This is a genomic window from Blastococcus sp. SYSU DS0510, assembly GCF_054050835.1.
On the sequence record NZ_JBJHAC010000001.1, the window covers coordinates 147,554 to 172,753 of the forward strand.

Genomic DNA, 25,200 nt, shown 5'->3' on the forward strand with positions numbered 1-25,200 from the left:
GTGCGGAGCCGCTGCGTCACGCCTGCGCGGAGCCCTCCGGGCCCCACTCGGCGTGACAGGGCAGAAGTGCTACTCCTGCGGCTGCTCGAAGGTGATGACGGTCCAGCCCAGGAGCAGGCGGTCACCGTCGGAGAGCGGGTGCGCCACGCCCGGCTCGAGCTGGGTCCACTCGGTGGCCTCGGGGCCGGCGACGTGGGTGCCGTTGAGCGAGCCCAGGTCGACCAGCGAGACCTCGCGGCCGTTGCGGGTCAGCGCCGCGTGGGCCGAGGAGAGCACGTTCTGGGTGTCGGCGATCGGGACCGCGCGCGCCGAGCCGCTGGAGACCATCTCGTGGTTGTCGGGACGCCGCCCGAGCACCAGGTCCTCGTCGATGGTGACGACCATGCCGTCGTCGAAGCGCAGGATCGGCGTGGCCTCGGTCGACTCGGGGCGCCAGAACGCGGTCTGCTCGCCCGAGTCGGGCTGGGCCGCCGACGCGGAGGAGCCGCGGCCGGCGCCGAAGCCGGAGTCCGTGCTCGCCGAGAAGGACGACGCCGCCGCCACCGGGGCCGCGGCGGCCGGGGCCGCCCCGGCCAGGTGCAGCGTGGCGCCGCCACCGGGCACGGTGCCCTCGACCAGGTCGTAGCTCACGCCCGGCGTGGTGCGCGGCGCGGACTGGCCGGGGCCCACGTACAGCGACTGCCCCAGCGAGAAGCCGGAGGCGAGCGTGCCCCCCTCGACGGATGAGCCGGAGAGCGGGACGCCGTCGACGGCCGGCTGACCCTTGCCCGCCCAGAGCGCGACGCCGTTACCGGCGTCGCCGGTGACGACGAGGGCGAACGAGACGCCACCGGAGGCCAGGGAGCTCACCTCACCGGCCACGGCGGCCAGCACGCGGTCGGCGCCGGGGCCCGTCACGCCCAGGCAGGCGTGCAGAGCCGACACGAGGACGGGCGAGCCGGGAGCGTCGACCCACAGCAGGCCGCCGCCACGGCGGGCGACGACGGCATCTCCGGGGAGCACTTCACAGCGGTCGGGCATGGCGTCCAGCCTAGTGAAGGGCGAGCGTTCTGGCTGACCGCGGGCCGCCGCCACGCCGGGGCGCGACGACGTCACACGAGGTCACTGTGACCGGCGTGGCCCGAGTGCCCGCTGGTTCACCGTCAGGCCGTGCTCACCACGCCGAGCTCCGCCGGATCGGCGAGGTGCTCCGAGTGCGGCAGCACGCGCACCGTGTAGCCGAAGGCGCCCGTGCGCTCCAGCGGCACGGTGGCGGTGAACCAGTGCCGCGACCCGTCGGTGTGCTCGTGCGCCATCGGCACGGTGGTCACCTCGTGCAGCCCGTCGGCGTCGTCGACCCGGCCGTAGGCGGCCTGCACCTCGACGTCACCGGGCTGCAGCCCGGGCAGCTCCACCTCGGCGCGCAGCGCCAGCGTCGACCCGATCTCCGGGGTGTCCCCGGCGCCGGTCGCCTCGACGTGGGCCACCCGGACGTCGTGCCAGTGGTGCAGCACCTGCGAGCGCCAGGAGGCCTCGCTGCGCGCCGGCGTGTAGCCGTCGGCGGCCATCGCGCGGGCCGACCCCGCGGCCGGGACGTAGAGGGCGCGGACGTAGTCGCGGACCATCCGGGTGGCCAGAACCTTGGGGCCGGTCTCGCGCAGCGTGTGCCGCACCATCTCCACCCACCGGCCCGGGATGCCGTCGCGGTCGGTCTCGTAGAACCGCGGCAGCACCTGGTTCTCGAGGAGGTCGTAGATCGCCCGCGCCTCGACCTCGTCGCGGCGGTCGGGGTCGGCGACGCCGTCGGCGGTCGGGATCGCCCAGCCGTTCTGGCCGTCGAACCACTCGTCCCACCAGCCGTCCCGGATGGAGAGGTTCAGCCCGCCGTTGAGCGCCGCCTTCATCCCCGACGTGCCGCAGGCCTCCAGCGGGCGCAGGGGGTTGTTCAGCCAGACGTCGCAGCCCCAGTAGAGGTAGCGCGCCATGCCGATGTCGTAGCCGGGCAGGAACGCGATGCGGTGCCGGATCTCCGGGTCGTCCGCGAAAGCCACCATCTGCTGGATCAGCTTCTTCCCGCCGTCGTCGGCCGGGTGGCTCTTGCCGGCGATGACCAGCTGGATCGGCCGCTCGGGGTCCAGCAGCAGCGCCTTGAGCCGCTCCGGGTCGCGCAACATCAGGGTGAGCCGCTTGTAGGAGGGCACGCGGCGGGCGAAACCGATGGTGAGGACGTCGGGGTCGAAGACGCTGTCGGTCCAGCCCACCTCGGCCTCGGTGGCCCCGCGCGAGAGCGCCGTCTCGCGGACCCGCCGGCGCACCTCCTCGACCAGGCGGGCGCGCAGCACGCGCCTGGTCCCCCACAGCTCGGCGGCCGGGATGCGGTCGACGCCGTCGAAGTGGACGTCGCCGTCGACCTCGACCGGGTCGCCCTCGCTGGAGGACTGGGTGCCCATCTCGACCAGCTCGCGGGCGGTCCAGGTCGGCGCGTGCACCCCGTTGGTGATCGAGCCGATGGGCACGTCGCCCTCGTCGAAGCCCGGCCACAGGCCCTTGAACATCCCCCGGCTGACGTGCCCGTGCAGCTGGCTCACACCGTTGGCCCGCTGCCCGAGGCGCAGGCCCATGTGGGCCATGTTGAACTTCGCCGGGTCCTCCTCGGCGCCCAGCGGCAGCAGCTGGTCCATCGGCACGCCGAAGCCGGCGAAGTAGCGCTCGATGAGCGCCTTGGGGAACCGGTCGATACCGGCCGGCACCGGGGTGTGCGTGGTGAACACGGTGCCGGCGCGCACCGCCTGCAGCGCCTCGGGGAAGGAGAGGCCGTGCGCCTCGGCGAGCTCGCGCATGCGCTCGACGCCCTGGAAGCCGGCGTGCCCCTCGTTGGCGTGGAAGACCTCCGGCTGGGGGGTGCCGGTGAGCGAGCAGTAGGCGCGCAGGGCCCGCACCCCGCCGATGCCCAGCAGCATCTCCTGGCGGAGGCGGTGGTCCTCGTCGCCGCCGTACAGCCGGTCGGTGACCAGCCGCTCGCCGGGGGCGTTCTCCTCGATGTCGCTGTCGAGCAGCAGCAGCGAGACCCGGCCCACCTGGGCGCGCCAGACGTGGGCGTGCAGGCTGCGCCCCTCGGGCAGCGGCACGGTGACGACCACGGCGGAGCCGTCGGACTGGCGCAGCAGCTTGATGGGCAGGCCGTGCGGGTCGAGCGAGGGGTAGTGCTCGAGCTGCCAGCCGTCGGCGGACAGCCCCTGGCTGAAGTAGCCGGCGCGGTAGAGCAGCCCCACGCCGATCAGCGGGACGCCGAGGTCGGAGGCGGCCTTCAGGTGGTCGCCGGCGAGGATGCCCAGGCCCCCGGAGTACTGCGGGAGGACCTCGCTGATGCCGAACTCGGCGGAGAAGTAGGCGATGCTGCGCGGCGCCTCGTCGCCCAGCGACTGGTACCAGCGCGGGGTGCCCAGGTACTCCTCCAGGTCGTCGACGGCGTCGGTCAGCCGCCGGACGAAGCGCCGGTCCTTGGCGAGGGTGGCCAGCCGCTCGGCCGACACCTCACCGAGGGCGCGCACCGGGTCCCCTCCGCAGCGCTGCCAGAGATCGGGGTCGAGCGCCTCGAAGAGGTCGCGGGACTCGGCGTGCCAGGACCAGCGGAGGTTCATCACCAGCTGGGAGAGGGGCAGGAGCGGCCCCGGCAGAGCCGCGCGGACGGTGAACCGACGGAGTGCTCGCACCCGGGGAGCCTATCGACTCCGGGGCCCCCGGGCAGGGCTCCGCGCGGTGGGCACGGGGAGCGCCCCGGCCCGGACGGGTGAGCCGCGCGGGGTGGAACGCCTGCCGAGATGCTGGTGAGGCGGCAGCTCAGTAGCGTGGTCGGCGATGACTGGCCGCCCTGATCTCCGCCTCGGCATCACCGATGTCGCCCCCGTCGTGTCCTGCGGGTCCTTCTCGGCCCGCGCGGTGGTCGGGGAGCACGTACCCGTCACCGCCACCGTCTTCCGCGAGGGCCACGACGCCGTCGCCGCGAACGTCGTCTGGACGCCCCCGGACGGCGACGACGCGAGCGCGCCCTTCCTGCGCATGGCGAAGCTGCCACCGGAGCCCGACCGGTGGCTGACCACGGTCGTGCCCGACCGCGAGGGGCGGTGGACCTTCTGCGTCGAGGCGTGGAGCGACCCGCTGGCCACCTGGCGGCACCACGTCGAGGTCAAGGTCGAGGCCGGCCAGGGGGCCGACGAGCTCGCCAACGACCTGGAGGAGGGCGCCCGGCTGCTCGACCGGGTGGCCGCCGAGGCCGAGGAGGACTGGCGCGGGCGCGTCGAGGCCGCGGCCGCCGCCCTGCGGGACACCTCGCAGGAGCTCACCGTCCGGATCGCCCCGGCCCTGGCCGCCGGCCTGCAGCGCTACCTGCACGAGCACCCGGTGCGCGAGCTGGTCACCCGTTCCCCGCGGTACGAGGTGTGGGTCGACCGCAAGGAGGCCCTGTTCGGCTCCTGGTACGAGTTCTTCCCGCGGTCGGAGGGCCCGGTGGTCGCCGGGGCGCCCACCCACGGCACCTTCACCACGGCCGCCGACCGGCTGCCCGCCGTCGCGGACATGGGCTTCGACGTCGTCTACCTGCCGCCGATCCACCCGATCGGCAAGGTGAACCGCAAGGGCCCGAACTCGAGCCAGTTCCCCGGCGGCAACCCGCACGACGTGGGGCCGGACGACGTGGGCTCGCCGTGGGCGATCGGAAGCGACGAGGGCGGGCACGACGCCGTCCACCCGCAGCTGGGCACGATGGAGGACTTCCGGGCCTTCGTCGCCCGCACCCGTGAGCTGGGCATGGAGGTGGCCCTCGACTTCGCGCTCCAGGCCGCCCCCGACCACCCGTGGGTGAAGGAGCACCCGGAGTGGTTCACCACCAAGCCCGACGGGACGATCGCGTACGCGGAGAACCCGCCGAAGAAGTACCAGGACATCTACCCGGTCAACTTCGACAACGACCCCGAGGGCATCTACGCCGAGTGCCTGCGGGTGGTCCGGGTCTGGATGGACGCCGGCGTCCGCATCTTCCGCGTCGACAACCCGCACACCAAGCCGCTGAACTTCTGGCACTGGCTGATCTGGGAGGTCAAGAAGACCGACCCGGACGTGCTCTTCCTCGCGGAGGCGTTCACCCGGCCGGCGATGATGCACCAGCTCGCCCGGCTCGGCTTCACCCAGTCCTACACGTACTTCACCTGGCGGACCGGGCGCGAGGAGCTCGAGGAGTACGGCCGCGAGCTGGCCGCCAACAGCCACTACATGCGGCCGAACTTCTTCGTGAACACCCCGGACATCCTCCACGAGTCGCTGCAGTTCGGCGGCCCGCCGATGTTCAAGATCCGGGCCGTGCTCGCCGCGATGATGAGCCCGACCTGGGGCGTCTACTCCGGCTTCGAGCTGTTCGAGCACGTGGCGGTGAAGCCGGGCAGCGAGGAGTACCTGGACAGCGAGAAGTACGTGCTGCGCCCCCGCGACTGGGCCGGCGCCGAGGCGTCCGGGCGGAGCCTGGCGCCCTACCTGCGGCGGCTGAACGAGGTGCGGCGCGCTCACCCGGCGCTGCAGCAGCTGCGCACGCTGCGCTTCCACCAGGTCGACAACCCGAACCTGCTCTGCTTCACCAAGACCGACCCGGGGTCCGACGACGCCGTCCTCGTCGTCGTGAACCTGTCCAGCCGGGACACCCAGATCGGGACGACGGCGCTGGACCTGCCCGCGCTCGGGCTGGACTGGCACGAGCGCTTCGGGGTCACCGACGAGCTCACCGGGGCCCGCTACGACTGGGGCCAGTTCAACTACGTGGAGCTCGACCCCCACCGGGAGCCGGCGCACGTGTTCGCGCTGAGCTTCCCGCGATCCGTGCAGTTCCCCCCGCCCGTCTCCTGAAGAGATCGATCTCCGGCCCCGTCCCGGGTCCCGCCCTGAGCCTGCGAAGGGTGGGGAGGACGGGGTCCTTCTCCCGAGAGGGGAACCCGCTCCCGATGACCGTTCCCGTCCCCGACGCACCCGCGCACCGCTCCGCCCTGCCGCCGCCGGGCACCGATCCCGAGTGGTACAAGCGCGCGGTCTTCTACGAGGTCCTCGTCCGCGGGTTCGCGGACAGCAACGCCGACGGCGTCGGCGACCTCCGCGGTATGCGCGACAAGCTCGACTACCTGCAGTGGCTCGGCGTCGACTGCCTCTGGCTCCCGCCGTTCTTCGCCTCCCCGCTGCGCGACGGCGGCTACGACGTCAGCGACTACACCGCGGTGCTGCCCGAGTTCGGCACGATCGAGGACTTCAAGGAGTTCCTCGACGAGGCCCACGCCCGTGGCATGCGCGTGATCATCGACTTCGTCATGAACCACACCTCGGACCAGCACCCCTGGTTCCAGGCCAGCCGCAGCGACCCGGAGGGCCCGTACGGCGACTTCTACGTCTGGGCCGACGACGATACCGGCTACGCCGACGCGCGGATCATCTTCGTCGACACCGAGAGCTCCAACTGGACCTTCGACCCGGTGCGCAAGCAGTACTTCTGGCACCGCTTCTTCTCCCACCAGCCGGACCTCAACTTCGAGAACCCGAAGGTGCGCGAGGCGATCATCGACGCCCTCCGCTTCTGGCTGGACCTGGGCATCGACGGCTTCCGGCTCGACGCGGTGCCCTACCTCTTCGAGGAGGAGGGCACCAACTGCGAGAACCTGCCGCGCACCCACGAGTTCCTCAAGGAGGTGCGCAAGGTCGTCGACGCGGGCTACCCCGACCGGGTGCTGCTGTGCGAGGCGAACCAGTGGCCGGCCGACGTCGTGGAGTACTTCGGCGAGGACGGCGACGAGTGCCAGATGGCGTTCCACTTCCCCGTCATGCCGCGCCTGTTCATGGCGGTGCGCCGGGAGCAGCGGTTCCCGATCTCGGAGATCATGGCGCAGACGCCCGACATCCCCGACAACTGCCAGTGGGGGGTCTTCCTCCGCAACCACGACGAGCTGACGCTCGAGATGGTCACCGACGAGGAACGCGACTACATGTGGGGCGAGTACGCCAAGGACCCCCGCATGAAGGCCAACATCGGCATCCGCCGGCGGCTGGCCCCGCTGCTGGACAACGACGTCAACACCCTCGAGCTGTTCAACGCGCTGCTGCTGTCGCTGCCGGGCTCGCCGGTCCTGTACTACGGCGACGAGATCGGCATGGGCGACAACATCTGGCTCGGTGACCGGGATGGCGTCCGCACGCCGATGCAGTGGACCCCCGACCGCAACGGCGGCTTCTCCACCGCCGACCCGCAGCGCATGTACCTGCCGCTGAACCAGGACCCGGTCTACGGGTACCAGGTCACCAACGTGGAGTCGCAGCTGCGCAACACCAACTCGCTGCTGCAGTGGCTGCGGCGGATGATCCAGGTCCGCGGGCAGCACCCGACGTTCGGCCTGGGCACCTTCGAGGAGGTCGGCTCCCGCAACCCGACGGTGCTGTCGTTCGTCCGCCGGTTCGGGGACGACGTCGTGCTGTGCGTCAACAACCTCTCGCGCTTCCCGCAGCCGGTGGAGCTGGACCTGCGCGAGTTCGAGGGCTACACGCCGATCGAGCTCACCGGGCGGGTCGAGTTCCCGCAGATCGGCGTCCTGCCGTACATGCTCACGCTCGCCGGGCACGGCTTCTACTGGTTCGAGCTCTCCAAGCCGAACCAGCCGGCCCCCGACGAGCACGAGGACTGGGCCAGCGCCACATCCAGCGCCGTGGCCGACTCCCTGCTGGCCGCCGGCGTGGTCAGCGCCGCCGACGAGCCGTCCGACGAGTCCGGAGACCCCCGATGAGCGCACTGACCGAGCTGTTCCGCGACTGGATCCCCCACCAGCGCTGGTTCGGCGGCAAGGGCCGCGAGTGGGCCGAGGTGACCGAGGACGGCTTCTTCCTGGACCGCGGGAACCCGGTCCTCTCCGTGCACCGGGTCCGCATCCGGTACGCCGACGACGTGACCGAGACCTACCTGGTCCCGCTGTCGTGGCGGGACCACCCGGCCGAGGACCTGGAGACCGCGCTCGTCGGCGCAGTGTCCAACGAGGGCCGGGAGACCTACGCCTACGACGCGATGCGCGACCGCGAGTCCACCGCGCCCTGGTTGATCCACCTGGCCCAGGGCTCGTCGATCGGGCCGATGCGCTTCTCCCCCGCCGGCGAGGGGGACATCCCCGAGGGGCTGCCCGGCGACATCGTCTCCACCGAGCAGAGCAACACCTCCCTGGTCTACGGCCAGGAGGCGATCCTCAAGCTCTTCCGCCGGCTGGAGCCGGGGCTCAACCCCGACGTCGAGATCCACGACGCGCTGCGCCGGGCGGACAACCCGCACATCGCCGCGCTGCTCGGCCACATCGAGATCGACGACCCGCAGGGCGACGCCCCCGCCACCGTCGCGATGCTGCAGACCTTCGTCCCCAACGCCAGCGACGGCTGGCGGCTGGCCACCGCCAGCGTCCGCGACCTCTACGCCGAGGGCGACCTGCACGCCGACGAGGTCGGGGGCGACTTCGCCGCCGACAGCGAGCGGCTGGGGGCGGCGACCGCGTCGGTGCACGCCGACCTGGCCGCGGTCCTGCCCACGGAACAGGCCGACCCCGGGTGGCTGGCCACCGTCGCCCGGCAGATGTCGGAACGTCTGGACGCCGCCATCGAGATCGTGCCGCAGCTGCAGGAGCACGCCGAGGCGCTGCGGGAGGTGTACGCCGCGGTGAGCGAGAGCGAGGAGCCGGTCGTGCGCCAGCGGGTGCACGGTGACCTCCACCTGGGTCAGGTGCTGCGCACGGCCACCGGCTGGATCATCCTCGACTTCGAGGGCGAGCCGGCCCGCCCGCTGGCCGCCCGTCGCGAGCTCGACAGCCCGCTGCGGGACGTCGCCGGCATGCTGCGGAGCTTCGACTACGCCGCCCGGCACCTGCTCGTCGAGCAGCCCGAGGACACCCAGCGCGAGTACCGCGCTCAGGAGTGGGCGGCGCGCAACCGCGCCGCCTTCTGCGCCGGGTACTCCGAGGCCAGCGGGATGGACCCGTGCGGGGACTCACCACTCCTTCGGGCGTTCGAGGCCGACAAGGCGGTTTACGAATGCGTCTACGAGGCGAGGAACCGTCCGCACTGGCTGATGATCCCGCTCCAGTCGATCGCCCGGCTCGCCGGTCGCGACTGAGCTCCCGAACCGACGGACCAGAGCACCGAGAACGGACGAGGACGGCGAGACCATGACGACCGACGACCGAGGCGAGAGCCCCGTGGCCGGCAAGGACGATCTGCAGCGCGCCGTGGAGGAACGGGTGGCGCAGGCGGAGGCGGCCGCCGGTAGCGAGCCGCCGGTGAACGCCGAGCCGGCCAGGAAGAGCACCAAGCGGGCCGCGGCGAAGAAGGCCGCGCCGGCGAAGAAGGCCCCGGCCGCCAAGAAGGCCGCCCCGGCGAAGAAGGCGGCGCCGGCGAAGGCTGCCGCTGACAGCAAGCCCTCCGGCGACAGCAAGCCCGCCGCCGCGAAGCGGGCGACCGCCAAGAAGGTCGCCGCGGCGCCCACGGCCACCGAGGCCACCCCGGAGCCGGGCAGCGAGGAGACCGAGGTGACCGCCAACCCGGTGGTCGCGCCCGCGCCGATCGCCGAGCCCGGCTCCCCCTCCGGTGCGCCGGCCGGTCAGCCGGAGGCGCCCGACCCCGACCCGGCGACGCCGCCCACCCCGCAGGCCCCGACCGAGGACCGGGCGGGCTCCGACGGCTCCGCGGAGCCCGCGGCGCCGGTCCCGAGGGCCGACGCATCCCCTGCCGACAGCGCAACCTCCGACCACGGCTCCCCCGCGGGCGGCACCACCGCCGGCGCCGCGGAGGACGCCGCGATCGAGGAGTTCGCGGAGGACGAGCTGCGGGCGATCGTCGAGGGCTGGTCGCGCGACCCGCACCGGATCCTCGGCGCGCACCGCACCGCCGAGGGCTGGGCCGTGCGGACGCTGCGCCCGGACGCCGTCAGCGTCGCCGTCCTCGACGAGGACGGCAGCCGGTACGAGGCCGCGCCCCTGCACGCCGGCGGCATCTACGAGGCGGTGCTCCCCCGCCAGCCCGGGGACTACCGGATCGAGGTCGTCTACGGCGGCGGCGAGGGCGGGACGACGACGCACACCGTCGACGACCCCTTCCGCTGGCTGCCCACGCTCGGGTCCCTGGACGAGCACCTCATCCGCGAGGGACGCCACGAGCGGCTGTGGGAGGTGCTCGGCGCGCACGTCCGCCGCTACGAGACGCCCCGCGGCACCGTCGAGGGCGTCTCGTTCGCCGTCTGGGCACCGAGCGCCCAGGGCGTGAAGGTCACCGGCGACTTCGACTACTGGCAGGCCCGGGCCTACCCGATGCGCATGCTCGGGTCCTCCGGCGTCTGGGAGATCTTCATCCCGGGCGTGCAGGTCGGGACGCGGTACCGGTACCACGTGCTCGGCGCGGACGGCACCTGGCGCGAGAAGTCCGACCCGCTCGCCTTCGCCACCGAGGTGCCGCCGCTGAACGCCTCCGTGGTCACCGAGTCCACCTACGAGTGGGCCGACGACACCTGGCTCGAGCAGCGGGCGGAGGCCGGCTGGCACCAGCGCCCGATGAGCGTCTACGAGGTGCACGCCGGCTCCTGGCGGCAAGGGCTGTCCTACCGCGAGATGGCCGACGAGCTCGTCGACTACGTCCGCGACGCCGGGTTCACCCACATCGAGTTCATGCCGCTGGCCGAGCACCCGTTCGGCGGCTCCTGGGGCTACCAGGTCACCTCGTACTACGCGCCGACGTCCCGCTACGGGAGCCCGGACGACCTGCGCTACCTGATCGACCGGGCGCACCAGGCCGGCATCGGCGTCATCGTCGACTGGGTGCCCGCCCACTTCCCCAAGGACGAGTGGGCGCTGGCCCGCTTCGACGGCACGCCGCTCTACGAGCACGGTGACCCGCGCCGGGGCGAGCAGCTGGACTGGGGCACCCTCGTCTTCGACTTCGGCCGGTCGGAGGTCCGCAACTTCCTGGTCGCCAACGCCCTGTACTGGTGCAAGGAGTTCCACGTCGACGGCATCCGCGTCGACGCGGTGGCCTCGATGCTCTACCTGGACTACTCCCGCAGCGAGTGGCTGCCCAACAAGTACGGCGGGCGGGAGAACCTGGAGGCCGTCGCCTTCCTGCAGGAGTTCAACGCGACGGTCTACCGCGAGGTCCCCGGCGTCATGACGATCGCCGAGGAGTCCACCGCCTGGCCGGGGGTCACCCGGCCCACCCATCTCGGCGGCCTGGGCTTCGGGTTCAAGTGGAACATGGGCTGGATGCACGACTCGCTGGCCTACGTCGAGCGCGAGCCGATCTACCGCAGCTACCACCACGGTCAGCTCACGTTCTCGATGCACTACGCCTACACCGAGAACTACGTCCTGCCGATCAGCCACGACGAGGTCGTGTACGGCAAGGGCTCGATGCTGCGGAAGATGCCCGGCGACCGCTGGCAGCAGCTGGCCAACCTGCGCGCCTACCTGGCCTACATGTGGGCCCACCCGGGCAAGCAGCTGCTGTTCATGGGGTCGGAGTTCGCGCAAGACGCGGAGTGGGCCGAGGGCCGCTCGCTGGACTGGTGGCACCTCGACGACCCCGCGCACCGCGGCATCCTGCAGCTGGTCACCGACCTCAACGGCCGGTACAAGGAGTGCGACGCCCTCTGGTCGCAGGACGTCGACCCGGCCGGGTTCCAGTGGATCGACGCCAACGACGCGTCGGGCAACGTGCTCTCCTTCCTGCGGTACGGGGCCGCTCCGCAGGGCACCGTCCCCGCCGGGGACGGCGGCGAGGAGACGGCGGGGAGCTCGGCGCAGGGGTCGGCGCTGGCCTGCGTCGTCAACTTCTCCGGCGCTCCGCACCACGAGTACCGCATCGGGCTGCCCCGCCCGGGCCAGTGGCGCGAGGTGCTCAACACCGACGCCGAGGGCTACGGCGGCTCCGGCGTCGGCAACTACGGCGGCGTGGAGGCCGAGCCGGAACCGTGGCACGGCCAGCCCTACTCGGCGACGATCGCCGCTCCCCCGCTGGGCACCGTCTGGTTCCTGCACGAGTAGAGGGAGCACCCTTCCCCCCACGCCTCGCAAGCTCGGCGTGGGGCCCTGGAGGGTGGCCGTTCCAGAACGTCACCGGGCATGCTGTGCTCGCGCGGCCTCCCGGACGCGCGAGCACAGGCGCCTGGAGGAAGCACCGGATGAGACGGCTGCTGCACCGGGTGGCCCCTGTGGTCGTCGCGGGGCTCGTGCTCACCGGTTGCGCCACCGGCACGGTGCGCGGTCAGGCGATGCCCCCGGGCGGTGCCCCGACCGACGCGGGCGCCGACGAGTTCCCGGTCACCGGGGTGGGCGAGGAGCCGATCGACCAGTTCGCCCGCAACGCCCTCGCCGACCTCGAGACCTTCTGGACGCAGGCCTACCCCGAGTACTTCGGCGGGGAGTACACGCCGCTGGAGGGCGGCTACTTCTCGGTCGACTCCGAGAACCTCGACGAGAGCGCCTACCCGGAGACCGGCATCGGCTGCGAAGGCTCGTACACCGCGCCGGAGGACGTGGCCGGCAACGCCTTCTACGACCCGGTCTGCGACGTGATCGCCTACGACCGCGCGCTGCTGCAGGAGCTCTCCGACGACTACGGCCGCTTCCTCGTGCCGGTGATCATGGCCCACGAGTTCGGGCACGCGATGCAGGGGCGGTTCGGGTTCGCCGAGTCCGGCCGGAGCATCCAGGACGAGACCCAGGCCGACTGCCTGGCCGGTGCGTGGACGCGCTGGGTCGCCGACGGCGAGGCGGACCACCTCTCGCTGCGCGAGCCGGAGCTGGATGACGTCGTCCGGGGGTTCCTCCTGCTCCGCGACGACGTGGGCAGCGACCCCGACGACGTCGAGGCGCACGGCTCGTACTTCGACCGGGTCTCGGCGTTCTACGACGGGTTCGAGAGCGGCCTGGGCGTCTGCCGCGACGCCTTCGGCGAGGACCGGCTGTTCACCGCCGCCGAGTTCACCCCGACCGACCTCAACCAGGGGAACGCGGAGTTCGCCGACATCGTCGACTGGGTCGGCGCCACCCTGCCCGCCTTCTGGGGCGAGGTCTTCCCCACCGCCTTCGGCGAGGAGTTCCAGGAGCCCGCGATCGCCGGGTTCGACGGCCGGGCCCCGGGCTGCGACGGGCTCCGCGACCGGGACCTGGGCTATTGCGCCGAGGAGCTCACCGTCTACATCGACGAGAGCGACCTGGCGGTGCCGGCCTACGACGAGATCGGCGACTTCGCCCTGGCCACCGCCATGGCGCTGCCCTACGCGATGGCGGTGCGGGAGCAGGCCGGGCTCTCGGTCGACGACGCCGAGGCGACCCGGTCGGCGGTCTGCCTCACCGGCTGGTACCAGGCGCAGTGGTACAACGCCGAGTTCGTCGACGTCGTCGAGGCCGAGATCAGCCCCGGCGACCTCGACGAGGCCGTCCAGTTCCTGCTGCGGTACGGCGTCGAGGAGCAGGTCTTCCCCGACGCCGACGCCTCGGGGTTCGAGCTGGTCGGTGCCTTCCGGTCCGGCTTCCTGGAGGGCGGCGGGGCCTGCGGGATCGCGGGCTGAGCCCCGCCGTCAGAAGAGCGCGGCGGTGAGCTGACGGCGGGCCGACGCGACGCGGGGGTCGGCGTCGCCGACGACGGCGAAGAGCTCGACCAGGTGCTTGCGCGCCGCGTCCCGGTCCTCGCCCCCGGTGCGGCGGACCACGTCGAGCAGCCGGTCGAAGGCCGCCTCGATGTTGCCGGTGCCCAGGAGGAAGTCGGCGGCCCGGGTCTGCGCGGCGACGTCGTCGGGCGCGGCGTCCGCCGCGGCCAGCGCGTCCGGGCCCGCTTCCTCGGCGCGGCGGAACAGGTGCACCTGGCGCAGCGCGATGCCGGCGTCGGGGTGGTCGGGCTCCTCGGCCAGGATCGCCTCGTAGGCGGCCTCGGCCGCGGCGAGGTCTCCGCGCTCGAGGGCGGCCTCGGCGGCGTCCAGTCGCGGGTCCTCCGCCTCCTCCTGCGCGTCGGCGCCGGGGACCGCGCCCCCGGTGGTGGCCTGCACCAGCTCGGTGACGAACTGGCGGGCCTGCTCCTCGGGGATCGCGCCGGTGAACTCGGCGACCAGCTGCCCCTGCCACACCGCCTTGACGGCGGGGATCCCCTGGACGCGCAGCCCCTGCGCCAGCGCCGGGTTGGCCTCGACGTCGACCTTCGCCAGCACCCACGAGCCGCCGCCCTCGACGGCCAGCCGCTCGAGCACCGGGGAGAGCTGCTTGCACGGCCCGCACCACTCGGCCCACAGGTCGAGCACGACCGGCACCTGGAACGACCGGTCCAGCACCTCGGCCTGGAAGGTGGCCTCGGTGACGTCGACGACCGCACCACCCGGTGCGCCCGCCGGGGCGGCGGCGCTCGGCGGCGGGGCGGCCTGGGCGCGCGCCGCGGCCTCCGAGCGGGCCTTGACGGCGGCGAGGTCGACGGCGCCGGCCATGGCGGCGGCCATCTGGGCCTGCTGTGCCTGCGCGCGCGGGTCGGGACGTCCTGGGCGGGTGGGCTGCATGGGATCCATGATCCCACCGGTGGTTCCGGCACGGGGCCCGGAGGGTCCCTGCGGGGGACACCGGGAAGCCGCGCCGACAGATCAGGGACGGCACCCCGTCGCGGTTCGGCGGGTGAGCCGCCCTGCGAGGTCGGTGCACCGAGCGGAGGGCCGGAGGTCCTCCCGAGGCGTGCCGAGCACGGGCTCAGCGCACGCCGGGACGGCACCTGGCCGCGGTCGGAGCGCGGAGCGCGACGGTCAGAATCGCGCGGGCTCGGTGTAGCCACCCCACTCGGCGCGCAGGGCGTCGCAGATCTCGCCGAGCGTCGCCTCCGCGCGCGCGGCGTCGAGCATCGCGGGGACCATGTTCGCCTCCGTCCGCGACACCTCGACCATCCGCGCGACGGCCGCGCGGGCGGCGTCGTCGTCCCGCTGCCGCCGGCGGCCGGCCAGCTCGGCCTTCTGCTCGACCTCCACCTCGTGGCTGACCCGCAGGATGTCCAGCTTGTCGTGGGCGTCGACGGAGCCGGTGAGCGTGTTCACGCCGACCACCTTCTTGTCGCCCTTCTCCAGCGCCCGCTGGTATACGAACGCCGCCTCGGCGATCTCGCCGGTGAACCAGCCGTCCTCGATGCCGCGCAGGATGCCCGAGGTGATCGTGCCGTCGGTGCCCATGTCGCGGATGCGGGCGAAGATCTCCTCGGCCTGCCGCTCGAGGTCGTCGGTGAGCGCCTCGACGTACCAGGACCCGCCGAGCGGGTCGGCGACGTTCATGACGCCGGTCTCCTCGGCGATCACCTGCTGGGTGCGCAGCGCGATCTGCGCCGCCTTGGCGCTGGGCAGCGCGAGCACCTCGTCGAGGGCGTTGGTGTGCAGCGACTGCGTGCCGCCGAGGACGGCCGCGAGCGCCTCCACCGCCGTCCGGGTGATGTTGTTGTCCGGCTGCTGCGCGGTCAGGCTCACCCCCGCCGTCTGGGTGTGGAAGCGCAGTTGCTGGGCCTTCTCCGTCCGCGCGCCGTAGACGTCGCGCAGCCAGCGCGCCCAGATGCGGCGGGCGGCCCGGAACTTGGCGATCTCCTCGAAGAAGTCGATGTGCGCGTCGAAGAAGAAGGAGAGGCCGGGCGCGAAGGTCTCGATGTCCAGCCCCCGGTCCAGGCCCAGCTCCACGTAGGCGAAGCCGTCGGCCAGCGTGTAGGCGAGCTCCTGCGCGGCGGTCGAGCCGGCTTCGCGGATGTGGTAGCCCGAGACGCTGATCGGCTTGTACGCCGGGATGTGCTGGGCGCAGTACTCCATGAGGTCGCCGATCAGGCGCAGGTGCGGCTCCGGGGGGAAGAGCCACTCCTTCTGCGCGATGTACTCCTTGAAGATGTCGGTCTGCAGCGTGCCGTTGAGCCGGCCGATGTCGGCCCCCTGGCGCTCGGCGGCCACCAGGTACATGCAGAAGACCGGGACGGCGGGGCCGCTGATGGTCATCGACGTCGTCGTCGCCTCGAGGTCGATGCCGTCGAAGAGCGCGTCCATGTCGACGGCGGAGTCCACGGCGACGCCGCAGTGCCCGACCTCGCCGAGGCTGCGGGGGTCGTCGGAGTCGCGGCCCATGAGCGTGGGCATGTCGAAGGCCACGGACAGGCCGCCGCCGCCCTCGGCCAGGATCATCTTGTAGCGCTCGTTGGTCTGCTTGGCGTTCCCGAAGCCCGCGAACTGCCGGATGGTCCAGGCCCGGCCGCGGTAGCCGGTGGCGTGCAGCCCCCGGGTGAAGGGGAACTCCCCTGGGTAGCCGATCCGCTCGAACCCCTCGACGGCGCTCTCGTCGGCCGGGCCGTACACCGGGTCGACCTCGACGCCGGAGAGCGTGGTGAAGTCCGCCTCCCGGACCCGCCCCGCGGCGAGCGCCGCGTCGTACCGCTGCTGCCACCGCTGCCGGGCGTCGTCGCTCATGCCGAGATGCTAGGACGTCCAACTATCGTGTGTCGAGCGTCACGGCGCGTCGTCCGCGACGTCCCCGGCCCCGAGCCGGACCCGGCGCAACGTCGTGAACAGCACCTCCTGCTCCTCCTCCGCGAGGTCCCCCAGCCCGAAGTCGAGATCGGTGAGCGCCCGCGTCCCCTCCGCCACGACGGCGCGGCCGCGTGCGGTGATCGCCGCGAGGACACCGCGGCCGTCGGCGGGGTTGGGGCGGCGGTCGACGTACCCGGCGGCCACCAGCCGGTCGATGGCGTTGGTGACGCTGGTCGGGTGGACCATCAGCCGGCTGCCGATCACCTTCAGCGGCAGCTCCCCCGACCGGCTGAAGGTGAGGAGGACGAGCACCTCGTAGCGGGCGAAGGTCAGCTCCAGCGGTCGCAGGACCGCGTCGAAGCGGGCGAGCAGGATCTGCTGGACGCGGAACACCGACGTCGCCGCCCGCATCGCCGACGACGGGCCGAAGTGCTCCTCCCACCTCTCCCCGGCGCGTTCGATCGGGTCGAACGGCAGCCCCAGCGGTCGGACCATGCGGCGCACGGTACCGCTCGGTGGGCGGGGATCCCGGCGTGGCCCGACGGCTCCCCGTCACCGCCGCCGGTGCACGAGGGTTGCGCACGGTGGCGACCCTCCGCATCGTCGAGACCGGCGACGCGCGCCGCGCCGGCGACCCGGCCCAGGGGCACCCCGGGTCCCTAGGTTGCCTCTCCGCGGGGGGACACCCACCCCGGGAGGCTTCGATGAGGTCCAGGCTGTTGACAGGCGCGGTGGCTCTGAGCGCCGCGGGCCTGCTGGCGGTACCGGCGACGGCAGGCGCCCACGGCGGCGGCCACGCGGAAGTGATCGAAGCGCAGGACGACTGCGACCCGACCAGCTTCGACGAGGCGGTGGGACCAGGCACTTGCGTCGGTGACGGCGACACCACGTTCGACGAGTTCGTCGAGGAACTGCTCGACGACGGCGAGCACGGGAAGTGGCGGTTCCACCCGGATCGGACCACGGTGCGCCACGGCGATCCGCTGCACGTCGTGGGCGTCGGCGGGGAGTTCCACACGTTCACCGAGGTCGCGCGCTTCGGCGGGGGCTGCGTGGACGACGTCAACGCGCTGCTGGGACTCACCCCCGTCGCCGAGTGCGCCGACCTCGTGGAAGTGCAGCCCGGGGTGTCCGTTCCGCGCGGCTTCGTCGAGACCGGCGTGCCACCGGGCGGGCACCACGTGGTCGAGCACCTGGAGCCCGGGGTGCACAAGTTCGAGTGCCTCATCCATCCGTGGATGCAGTCGACGGTCACCGTGCGCAAGTAGTCGCCCGACGGACCCGTCGGCGACCGGGCAGCCACGCGGCGGGCCCCTGGGGCCGCGGTGGCGGGGTCCGGCGGCTGTGGCCCACCGCTGCCTCGATCAGCGCAGCGGTGGGCGCAGCGGCGGGACGTGCCGCACGCCGAACACCTCGCGCAGCGCCACGCGGGCGGCGTTGTCGCCGCAGGCCCCGTGGACGGCGGGCCCGGGCGGGGTGGCCGACGACGCGAGGTACACCCCGCGCACCGGCGTCTTGTAGGTGTTCCAGCGCGGCACCGGGCGGGCCAGCATCTGGCGCAGGGTGGCCTGGCCGTTGGAGATGTCGCCGCCCCGGTAGGTGGGGTTCCACTGCTCCATCTGGACGGCGGTCTTGGTGGCGCGCTCGACGACGGTGTCCCGGAACCCGGGTGCGAACCGCTCCACCTGCCGCTCGATCGCGTCCGTCATGTCGGCGTCGGACGCGTGCGGCACGTGCACGTAGGCCCAGAAGATGTGCCCGCCCTCGGGCGCACGGCGGGGGTCCGGCACGGTCGGCTGCACGGCGAGCACGTAGGGGCGGTCGGTGAGCCGGCCCTCGTTGGGCGCCCGCTCCCCCGCGATCGTCTCCTCGAGGTCGCCGGCGACGTGGATCGTCCCGGCCCGCCGGACGTCTGGGTTGGTCCACGGCACCGGCTCCGAGAGGATCCAGTCGATCTTGAACACCCCCGGCCCGTGCCGGTAGCGCCCCACCCAGCGGCGGTAGCCCTCGTGCACCCGGTCGCCGGCCATGCGGACGAACGCCTCGGGGGTGGTGTCGAGCAGGACGGCGGGCACGCCCTCGAACTCGCGCAGGTCGGTGACCAGGTGCCCGGTGACCACCTCGCCGCCCTGCTCCTCGAGCGCCGTCACCATGGCGTCGGCGAGCCGCTGCGACCCACCCTCGATCAGCGGCCAGCCGACGTGGTGGGACAGCATCGTCAGCAGCATGCCCAGGGCCGAGGTGAGCGGCTGGCTGAGGTCGAGCATGCCGTGGGCGGCGGCGCCCCCGAGCAGCGCTCGCCCCTTGTCGGTCTCGAAGTACCGGTGCGCCAGCCAGCTCACGTTCGGCAGGCCGGTCAGCCCGAACCGGGCGATCTGCGGCACGCTGCGGGTCGGCAGGCTCCGCAGCCGGCTGGTGAGGAAGAAGTCGACGACGTCGGTGCCGTGCTCGACCAGCGGCTCGAACAGCCGCCGGTAGGCCGCCGCGTCCACGCCCAGGCCGGCTGCGGTCTCCTCCAGGGAGCGGTGCGAGACCGCCGCCCGCCCGCCGTCCAGGGGGTGGGCGTAGTTGACCTCCGGGTGCACGAGGCGCACCCCGCGCGACGGCAGGTCGAACTCGCGGAAGAAGGGCGCCGCGACGGCCAGCGGCTGCACCGTCGAGCAGACGTCGTGGTGGAAGCCCGGGCACATGAGCTCCTCGGTGCGCATGCCGCCGCCGGGGCGCTCGCCCGCGTCCACCACCTGCACCCGCAGGCCCGCGGCTGCCAGCCGGAGCGCCGCGGCCAGGCCGTTGGGTCCCGCTCCGACGACGACGGCGTCCGGCTTCCCGTTCACCCGTCCATCCTGGCCGCCCCGCGTCGGACCCGCCCGGTCAGCGGCTACAGCTGGCCGAGCAGCTCGTCCGCGGCGCGGTACGGGTCGGTCCCGCCGCCGACCACCGCGTCGGCCAGGGCGCCGAGAGCCGCCGAGCCGCGCACGTCGCCCATCCGCTCCCGCAGGGTGGCCAGCGCGATCGCCTCGATCTCGCGGGCGGCCCGCTCGCTGCGCCGGCGGTGCCCCTCGCCCGAGGACTCCAGCCACTGCCGGTGCTCCTCGATCCTCACCAGGACCTCGTCGATGCCGTTGTCGGTGTCGCGGGCGGCCACCGTGCGGCAGATCGGCGGGCGCCAGTGCCCGGCCTCGGAGTGCCGCCCGCCGAGGGAGAGCATGTAGCGCAGGTCGCGGACGGTCTGGTCCGCGCCGTCCCGGTCGGCCTTGTTCACCACGAAGACGTCGGCGACCTCGAGGATGCCGGCCTTCGCGGCCTGGATGCCGTCGCCCATGCCCGGCGCGACGAGCACGAGGGTGGTGTCGGCGAGCGAGGCGATCTCCAGCTCGGACTGGCCGACGCCCACGGTCTCGACGAGCACGACGTCGCAGCCGGCCGCGTCGAGGACCCGCAGCGCCTGCGGGGTGGCCCACGACAGCCCGCCGAGGTGGCCGCGGGAGGCCATCGAGCGGATGAAGACGCCGCTGTCGCCGGCGTGGTCCTGCATGCGCACGCGGTCACCGAGCAGCGCGCCCCCGGAGAAGGGCGACGACGGATCGACGGCGAGGACCCCGACCCGCTTGCCGGCCTGCCGCAGCGCGCGGACCAGCGCGGTGGTCGACGTCGACTTGCCGACGCCCGGGGACCCGGTGAGCCCGATGACCTGCGCGTGGCCGGTGTGCGGGGTCAGCGCGGCGGCCACCTCGCGCAGCGCGGGGCTCGCGTCCTCCACCAGGGAGATGAGCCGGGCCACCGACCGGGCGTCGCCCTCGCGGGCGCGCTCGACCAGGGTCGGGACGTCGGTGGACCGCCGGGAGCGGCGCCCGCGAGGGGCGCCCGGAGCCGGCGTCTGGACCGCGGTCCCCTCTGTCGTCACGCCTTCGCGGGCACGTGCAGGATCAGCGCGTCGCCCTGGCCACCGCCACCGCAGAGCGCGGCCGCGCCGACGCCGCCACCGCGGCGGCGCAGCTCCAGCGCGAGGTCCAGGACGATCCGGGCGCCGCTCATGCCGATCGGGTGGCCCAGGGCGATGGCACCACCGTTGGGGTTCACCTTCTCCGGGTCGATGCCGAGCTCGCGGGTCGAGACGATGCCGACGGCGGCGAAGGCCTCGTTCAGCTCGACCAGGTCGAGGGACTTCGGGTCGATGCCCTCGCGCTCGCAGGCCTTCTGGATCGCCCGCGACGGCTGGCTCTGCAGCGTGGCGTCCGGCCCGGCGACGACGCCGTGCGCACCGATCTCGGCGATCACGGTGCAACCGAGCTCGGCGGCCTTCTCGGCGCTCATGACGACGACCGCGCAGGCGCCGTCGGAGATCTGCGAGGCGGTGCCGGCCGTGATCGTGCCGTCCTTCGCGAAGGCCGGCTTGAGCTTGGAGAGGCTCTCCGCAGTGGTGTCGGGGCGGATGCCCTCGTCCTCGCGGAACTCGATCGGGTCGCCCTTGCGCTGCGGGATGAGGACGGGGGTGATCTCCTCGTCGAAGACGCCGTCCTTCGCGGCGCGGGCGGCCTTCTGGTGGCTCGCCGCGGCGAACTCGTCCTGCTCCTCGCGGGTCAGGTCGTAGCGGCTGTTCGCCTGCTCGGTGAGCGCGCCCATCGCCACCTGGTCGAAGGTGTCCGAGAGGCCGTCGTGGGCCATCGAGTCGATGAGCGTCGTGTCGCCGTACTTGGTGCCCGTGCGGGAGCCCGCCAGCAGGTGCGGCGCCTGCGTCATCGACTCCATGCCACCGGCGACGACCACGTCGTACTCACCGGCGCGGATGAGCTGGTCGGCCAGCGCGATGGCGTTCATGCCGGAGAGGCAGACCTTGTTGATGGTCAGCGACGGCACCGACATGGGGATGCCGCCGGCGACCGCGGCCGGGCGGGCGGGGTTCTGCCCGGCGCCGGCCTGGATGACCTGACCCATGATCACGTAGTCGACCTGGTCGCCGGAGATGCCGGCGCGCTCGAGCGCGGCCTTGATGGCGACACCGCCGAGGTCGGCCGCCGAGAAGTCCTTGAGCGAGCCGAGGAGCCGCCCCATCGGGGTGCGGGCGCCGCTGACGATGACCGAGCGGGACATGCTGCCTCCAGTGCCGGGCCGCCGCCGGTGGCGACCACGTTGTCGGGACGCACCGCGACGGTGGTACCGGCGCGGCGTCGGGCCTCCCGGGAAGGATAGGACGGGCTCCGGACCGGCGGCAGGGCCGGACGAGTGGCCGCGGTCACGTCGCCGGGGTGAGGCGCGCCACATCGACCTGTCGTCTCAGACGTCTTGGCGGCAATATGCGTCGGGTGAGCAACGACGCCGCCCGCCCCGGCCTGCCCGAGGGCCTGCTGACGACCATCGACCACGTGGGCATCGCCGTCCCCGACCTGGACGAGGCGATCGCCTTCTACGCCCGCGCCTTCGGGGTGCACTCGGTGCACGAGGAGACGAACGAGGAGCAGGGCGTGCGCGAGGCCATGCTCGCCGTCGGCACCGGCGAGACCAGGATCCAGCTGCTCGCGCCGCTGACCCCCGACTCCACCATCGCCACGTTCATCGGCCGCTCCGGCCCCGGCCTGCAGCAGCTCGCCTTCCGGGTCGACGACGTCGAGGCGGTGAGCGCCACGCTGCGCGAGCGCGGACTGCGGCTGCTCTACGACACGCCCAAGCGCGGCACGTCGGACAGCCGCGTGAACTTCGTCCACCCCAAGGACGCCGGCGGCGTCCTCGTCGAGCTCGTCGAGCCGGCCCCGACCTCCGCGCGCTGACCACCCCGAGCCGCCCGGTTACCCATCGGTAACCTCTCCGCACCCGCACCGCCCTCCGAGCCTGGCCGACGACGGCCACCTATGACCCAGGAGTTCGCGTGAACGAGATCAGGGACGCCATCCTCGCCGACCAGCTGGACGCCCTCGGCGGCCTGGCCGTGCCGGAGTCCTACCGCGCCGTGCTGGTCCGCAAGGACGAGCAGGACATGTTCGTGGGCCTGACCACGAAGGAGAAGGACCCGCGCAAGTCCCTCCACGTCGAGGAGGTCCCCACCCCGGAGCTCGGCCCGGGCGAGGCGATCGTGGCCGTCATGGCGTCCTCGGTGAACTACAACACCGTCTGGACGTCGATCTTCGAGCCGGTCTCCACCTTCGGCTTCCTCGAGCGCTACGGCCGCGTCTCCGAGCTCACCAAGCGGCACGACCTGCCCTACCACGTGGTGGGCTCCGACCTGGCCGGCGTCGTCCTGCGCGTGGGCCCCGGCGTGAACAAGTGGAAGCCGGGCGACGAGGTCGTCGCGCACTGCCTCTCCGTGGAGCTCGAGGACCCGGCCGGCCACGACGACACGATGATGGACCCGCAGCAGCGCATCTGGGGCTTCGAGACCAACTTCGGCGGTCTCGCCGAGCTGGCCCTGGTCAAGAGCAACCAGCTCATGCCCAAGCCCGCCCACCTCTCCTGGGAGGAGGCCGCCAGCCCCGGCCTGGTCAACTCGACCGCCTACCGCCAGCTGGTGAGCAAGAACGGCGCCAACATGAAGCAGGGCGACACCGTGCTCATCTGGGGCGCCTCGGGCGGCCTGGGGTCCTACGCCACCCAGATGGCGCTCAACGGCGGCGCGATCCCGGTGTGCGTGGTCAGCAGCCCGGAGAAGGCCGAGATCGTCCGGAAGATGGGCGCCGAGCTGGTCATCGACCGATCCGCCGAGGGCTACCAGTTCTGGAAGGACGACGACACCCAGGACCCCAAGGAGTGGCAGCGCTTCGGGAAGAGGATCCGTGAGCTGACCGGTGGTGAGGACGTCGACATCGTCTTCGAGCACCCGGGCCGGGAGACCTTCGGCGCCAGCGTCTACGTGGCCAAGAAGGGCGGGACGATCATCACCTGCGCCTCGACCACGGGGTACATGCACGAGTACGACAACCGGTACCTGTGGATGAACCTCAAGAAGATCCTGAGCTCGCACTTCGCCAACTACAAGGAGGCGTGGGAGGCCAACCGGCTCATCGACAAGGGCCTCATCCACCCCACCCTGTCGAAGGTCTACCCGATGGAGGAGGTCGGCCAGGCCGCTCTCGACGTCCACCGCAACGCCCACCAGGGCAAGGTCGGCGTCCTGACCCTCGCCCCCCAGGAAGGGCTCGGGGTCAAGGACGCCGAGAAGCGCGCCAAGCACATCGACGCGATCAACCGCTTCCGCGGGATCTGAAGAAGGACCCCGTCCTCCTCACCCCCGCAGGCTCGGGGTGAGCCTCTGGACGGGGCCGTTCCCGTTCGTCGCCTGGGGCCGGGCCGCGCTGCGGCCCGGCCCCCTGCGCGTCACCCGGCGTGTCGCCCGGGACCACCGGGACAGCTGTGGCGCACCGGGCCCAGGACGATGACGTGCTCCTGCCCTTCTGCGAGGATGAACCCATGAGCGACCCCCGCCGTGATATGCCGATGCACGAGGCCCAGCACTCGTTCGACGTGGTCCTGCGGGGGTACGACCGCAGCCAGGTCGCCGACACGATCGAGCGGCTGGAGGCAGACTTCCGCATCGCGCTCGCCGACCGCGACGCCGCCGTCGCCCGCTCCAGCGACCTGGCCAGCCAGCTCTCGGCGCTCCACGGCGAGATCGAGTCGCTGCGCCGCAAGGCCGCCAGCGCCGCCGCTCCCACGTTCGAGAACATCAGCGAGCGCATCCAGCACATGCTGCAGCTGGCCGAGGAGGAGGCGGGCGAGATCCGCCGCGCCGCCGAGGTCGACGCGATGGCCGTCCGCGAGCAGACCGCCGCCGAGGAGCGGGCGCTGCTGGAGCGCCACGCCGCCGGGCAGGCCGAGGTCGAGCGGATGATCGCCGAGGCGCGGCACAGCGCCGAGCAGATCGCGCAGAAGGCCCAGCAGCGGGCCGACGAGCTGGTCGCCAAGGCCCAGGAGCGGGTCGCCCGGCTCGACGCCGAGTCCCAGGCCCGCCGCGCCAAGGTCGAGGAGGACTTCGACATCGCGCAGCGCGCCCGCCGGGCCGAGGCCGCGCGGGTCGAGGAGGAGCGCGAGCGCGTCTCCACCCAGGCCGCCCGCCAGCGGATCTCCGCCGCCGAGCAGCACGCCGCGCAGCTGGTCGCCGACGCCGAGGCCCGCGCCGAGGCCATCCGCGAGGTCCGCGACGAGCTCACCAGCCGGCTCGTGCAGGCCCGCCGCCTGCTCGACAGCCTGCCCGACCTGGGCGACCGGGCCCAGCAGTCCCGTGACGACGCCGAGGCCGAGCGCCGCCCGCAGCCGACCGCGCGCACCGCCGGGGCCGCTCCCCAGCAGCCCGCCCGGCAGGGCGACCGGCCGCAGCAGGCGGCACCGCAGCAGGCCCCGGCCCAGCCGACGACCGCCCCGCAGACGGCTCCGGCCGCACAGGCCGACCGCCCGGAGGCGACCGCTGATCAGTCCCCCGCCCAGGTCGCCGGCCCCCAGACGGGGCAGCAGCCGGCCGTCGCCCGGGGCGAGGGCGAGGCCGCGGCGGCCCGCCAGCCCACCCGCATCGACCCGGTGACCGCCACCTTCCCGGCGGTCCAGCGCGCCGAGCCGACCACCCGGGCGCTGCCGCTGCCGCCGCGGCCCACCACGGGCGGGACCCCGGCCGCGCAGGACGAGTCGACGACGGAGTCGGTGGACGAGCCGGTGGGCCGCTCCTGAGCCCGGGGGCC

General features: G+C 73.1%; 17 protein-coding genes. 9 read left to right on the plus strand and 8 right to left on the minus strand.

Annotation, left to right across the window (positions count from 1 at the left end):
• Window positions 1-69: 69 nt before the first annotated feature.
• Window positions 70-1,020 (minus strand): FHA domain-containing protein, encoded by a 951-nt coding sequence (locus ACI79P_RS00750; RefSeq protein ID WP_456579127.1) that lies wholly within the window; start codon window positions 1,018-1,020, stop codon window positions 70-72.
• Between the two features lie 122 nt (window positions 1,021-1,142).
• Window positions 1,143-3,692, minus strand: a complete 2,550-nt coding sequence (gene glgP, locus ACI79P_RS00755; protein WP_456579128.1) for an alpha-glucan family phosphorylase — start codon at window positions 3,690-3,692, stop codon at window positions 1,143-1,145.
• A gap of 145 nt (window positions 3,693-3,837) precedes the next feature.
• Between glgP and ACI79P_RS00760 the strand changes: the two genes are divergently transcribed.
• From ACI79P_RS00760 to ACI79P_RS00780, 5 genes are all read left to right on the plus strand, one after another.
• Window positions 3,838-5,871, plus strand: a complete 2,034-nt coding sequence (locus tag ACI79P_RS00760; protein WP_456579129.1) for an alpha-1,4-glucan--maltose-1-phosphate maltosyltransferase — start codon at window positions 3,838-3,840, stop codon at window positions 5,869-5,871.
• A 95-nt stretch (window positions 5,872-5,966) separates the two neighbouring features.
• Complete coding sequence (treS, locus tag ACI79P_RS00765) at window positions 5,967-7,784, plus strand: maltose alpha-D-glucosyltransferase (protein WP_456579130.1); 1,818 nt, start codon at window positions 5,967-5,969, stop codon at window positions 7,782-7,784.
• Window positions 7,781-9,148 carry a maltokinase N-terminal cap-like domain-containing protein gene (locus tag ACI79P_RS00770; protein WP_456579131.1) on the plus strand — a complete coding sequence of 456 codons (1,368 nt, stop codon included), beginning with the start codon at window positions 7,781-7,783 and terminating at the stop codon, window positions 9,146-9,148. Before treS ends, ACI79P_RS00770 begins: the two co-directional genes overlap by 4 nt.
• 52 nt (window positions 9,149-9,200) lie before the next feature.
• The gene (glgB, locus tag ACI79P_RS00775; RefSeq protein WP_456579132.1) at window positions 9,201-12,062 is read left to right on the plus strand and encodes a 1,4-alpha-glucan branching protein GlgB; all 2,862 of its coding nucleotides are present in this window, start codon (window positions 9,201-9,203) and stop codon (window positions 12,060-12,062) included.
• Between the two features lie 137 nt (window positions 12,063-12,199).
• Window positions 12,200-13,591: a neutral zinc metallopeptidase gene (locus tag ACI79P_RS00780; RefSeq protein WP_456579133.1), complete on the plus strand. Its 1,392-nt coding sequence runs from the start codon at window positions 12,200-12,202 to the stop codon at window positions 13,589-13,591.
• A gap of 9 nt (window positions 13,592-13,600) precedes the next feature.
• On the opposite strand, the gene ACI79P_RS00785 is transcribed toward ACI79P_RS00780, so the two are convergent.
• The 3 genes from ACI79P_RS00785 to ACI79P_RS00795 all read right to left on the minus strand — a co-directional run bounded on the left by ACI79P_RS00785 (window position 13,601) and on the right by ACI79P_RS00795 (window position 17,035).
• The gene (locus tag ACI79P_RS00785) at window positions 13,601-14,563 is read right to left on the minus strand and encodes a tetratricopeptide repeat protein (protein WP_456579134.1); all 963 of its coding nucleotides are present in this window, start codon (window positions 14,561-14,563) and stop codon (window positions 13,601-13,603) included.
• Between the two features lie 237 nt (window positions 14,564-14,800).
• Complete coding sequence (locus tag ACI79P_RS00790; protein ID WP_456579135.1) at window positions 14,801-16,480, minus strand: acyl-CoA mutase large subunit family protein; 1,680 nt, start codon at window positions 16,478-16,480, stop codon at window positions 14,801-14,803.
• Window positions 16,481-16,519: 39 nt separating this feature from the next.
• Entirely contained in the window at window positions 16,520-17,035 is a 516-nt protein-coding gene (locus ACI79P_RS00795) for a MarR family winged helix-turn-helix transcriptional regulator (RefSeq protein ID WP_456579136.1), read from the minus strand.
• Window positions 17,036-17,271: 236 nt separating this feature from the next.
• Here ACI79P_RS00795 and ACI79P_RS00800 point away from each other — a divergent pair, with 236 nt between their 5' ends.
• Entirely contained in the window at window positions 17,272-17,808 is a 537-nt protein-coding gene (locus ACI79P_RS00800) for a cupredoxin domain-containing protein (protein ID WP_456579137.1), read from the plus strand.
• A gap of 96 nt (window positions 17,809-17,904) precedes the next feature.
• On the opposite strand, the gene ACI79P_RS00805 is transcribed toward ACI79P_RS00800, so the two are convergent.
• The 3 genes from ACI79P_RS00805 to ACI79P_RS00815 are packed head-to-tail and all read right to left on the minus strand — an operon-like array spanning window position 17,905 to window position 21,631.
• A complete protein-coding gene (locus ACI79P_RS00805; RefSeq protein WP_456579138.1) occupies window positions 17,905-19,374 on the minus strand; it encodes a phytoene desaturase family protein in 1,470 nt (489 codons plus the stop codon).
• Window positions 19,375-19,418: 44 nt separating this feature from the next.
• A complete protein-coding gene (gene meaB, locus ACI79P_RS00810; protein ID WP_456579139.1) occupies window positions 19,419-20,444 on the minus strand; it encodes a methylmalonyl Co-A mutase-associated GTPase MeaB in 1,026 nt (341 codons plus the stop codon).
• The gene (locus ACI79P_RS00815) at window positions 20,441-21,631 is read right to left on the minus strand and encodes an acetyl-CoA C-acetyltransferase (RefSeq protein WP_456579140.1); all 1,191 of its coding nucleotides are present in this window, start codon (window positions 21,629-21,631) and stop codon (window positions 20,441-20,443) included. The genes meaB and ACI79P_RS00815 overlap by 4 nt, the downstream gene beginning before the upstream one ends.
• Before the next feature lie 203 nt (window positions 21,632-21,834).
• Here ACI79P_RS00815 and mce point away from each other — a divergent pair, with 203 nt between their 5' ends.
• From mce to ACI79P_RS00830, 3 genes are all read left to right on the plus strand, one after another.
• Window positions 21,835-22,305 (plus strand): methylmalonyl-CoA epimerase, encoded by a 471-nt coding sequence (mce, locus tag ACI79P_RS00820; RefSeq protein WP_456579141.1) that lies wholly within the window; start codon window positions 21,835-21,837, stop codon window positions 22,303-22,305.
• Between the two features lie 98 nt (window positions 22,306-22,403).
• Complete coding sequence (gene ccrA, locus ACI79P_RS00825) at window positions 22,404-23,735, plus strand: crotonyl-CoA carboxylase/reductase (protein ID WP_456579142.1); 1,332 nt, start codon at window positions 22,404-22,406, stop codon at window positions 23,733-23,735.
• Between the two features lie 203 nt (window positions 23,736-23,938).
• Window positions 23,939-25,189: a hypothetical protein gene (locus tag ACI79P_RS00830; RefSeq protein ID WP_456579143.1), complete on the plus strand. Its 1,251-nt coding sequence runs from the start codon at window positions 23,939-23,941 to the stop codon at window positions 25,187-25,189.
• Window positions 25,190-25,200 lie beyond the last annotated feature (11 nt).

What these genes read in the sequence shown, in the direction of transcription:
- ACI79P_RS00795 (WP_456579136.1), bottom strand. Translation starts at nt 17,035, where the DNA reads ATGGTCCGACCGCTGGGGCTGCCGTTCGACCCGATCGAACGCGCCGGG.
- ACI79P_RS00770 (WP_456579131.1), top strand. Translation starts at nt 7,781, where the DNA reads ATGAGCGCACTGACCGAGCTGTTCCGCGACTGGATCCCCCACCAGCGC.
- ACI79P_RS00750 (WP_456579127.1), bottom strand. Translation starts at nt 1,020, where the DNA reads ATGCCCGACCGCTGTGAAGTGCTCCCCGGAGATGCCGTCGTCGCCCGC.
- ACI79P_RS00785 (WP_456579134.1), bottom strand. Translation starts at nt 14,563, where the DNA reads ATGCAGCCCACCCGCCCAGGACGTCCCGACCCGCGCGCGCAGGCACAG.
- ACI79P_RS00790 (WP_456579135.1), bottom strand. Translation starts at nt 16,480, where the DNA reads ATGAGCGACGACGCCCGGCAGCGGTGGCAGCAGCGGTACGACGCGGCG.
- ACI79P_RS00760 (WP_456579129.1), top strand. Translation starts at nt 3,838, where the DNA reads ATGACTGGCCGCCCTGATCTCCGCCTCGGCATCACCGATGTCGCCCCC.
- glgB (WP_456579132.1), top strand. Translation starts at nt 9,201, where the DNA reads ATGACGACCGACGACCGAGGCGAGAGCCCCGTGGCCGGCAAGGACGAT.
- ACI79P_RS00815 (WP_456579140.1), bottom strand. Translation starts at nt 21,631, where the DNA reads ATGTCCCGCTCGGTCATCGTCAGCGGCGCCCGCACCCCGATGGGGCGG.
- ACI79P_RS00780 (WP_456579133.1), top strand. Translation starts at nt 12,200, where the DNA reads ATGAGACGGCTGCTGCACCGGGTGGCCCCTGTGGTCGTCGCGGGGCTC.
- treS (WP_456579130.1), top strand. Translation starts at nt 5,967, where the DNA reads ATGACCGTTCCCGTCCCCGACGCACCCGCGCACCGCTCCGCCCTGCCG.
- ACI79P_RS00830 (WP_456579143.1), top strand. Translation starts at nt 23,939, where the DNA reads ATGAGCGACCCCCGCCGTGATATGCCGATGCACGAGGCCCAGCACTCG.
- mce (WP_456579141.1), top strand. Translation starts at nt 21,835, where the DNA reads ATGCGTCGGGTGAGCAACGACGCCGCCCGCCCCGGCCTGCCCGAGGGC.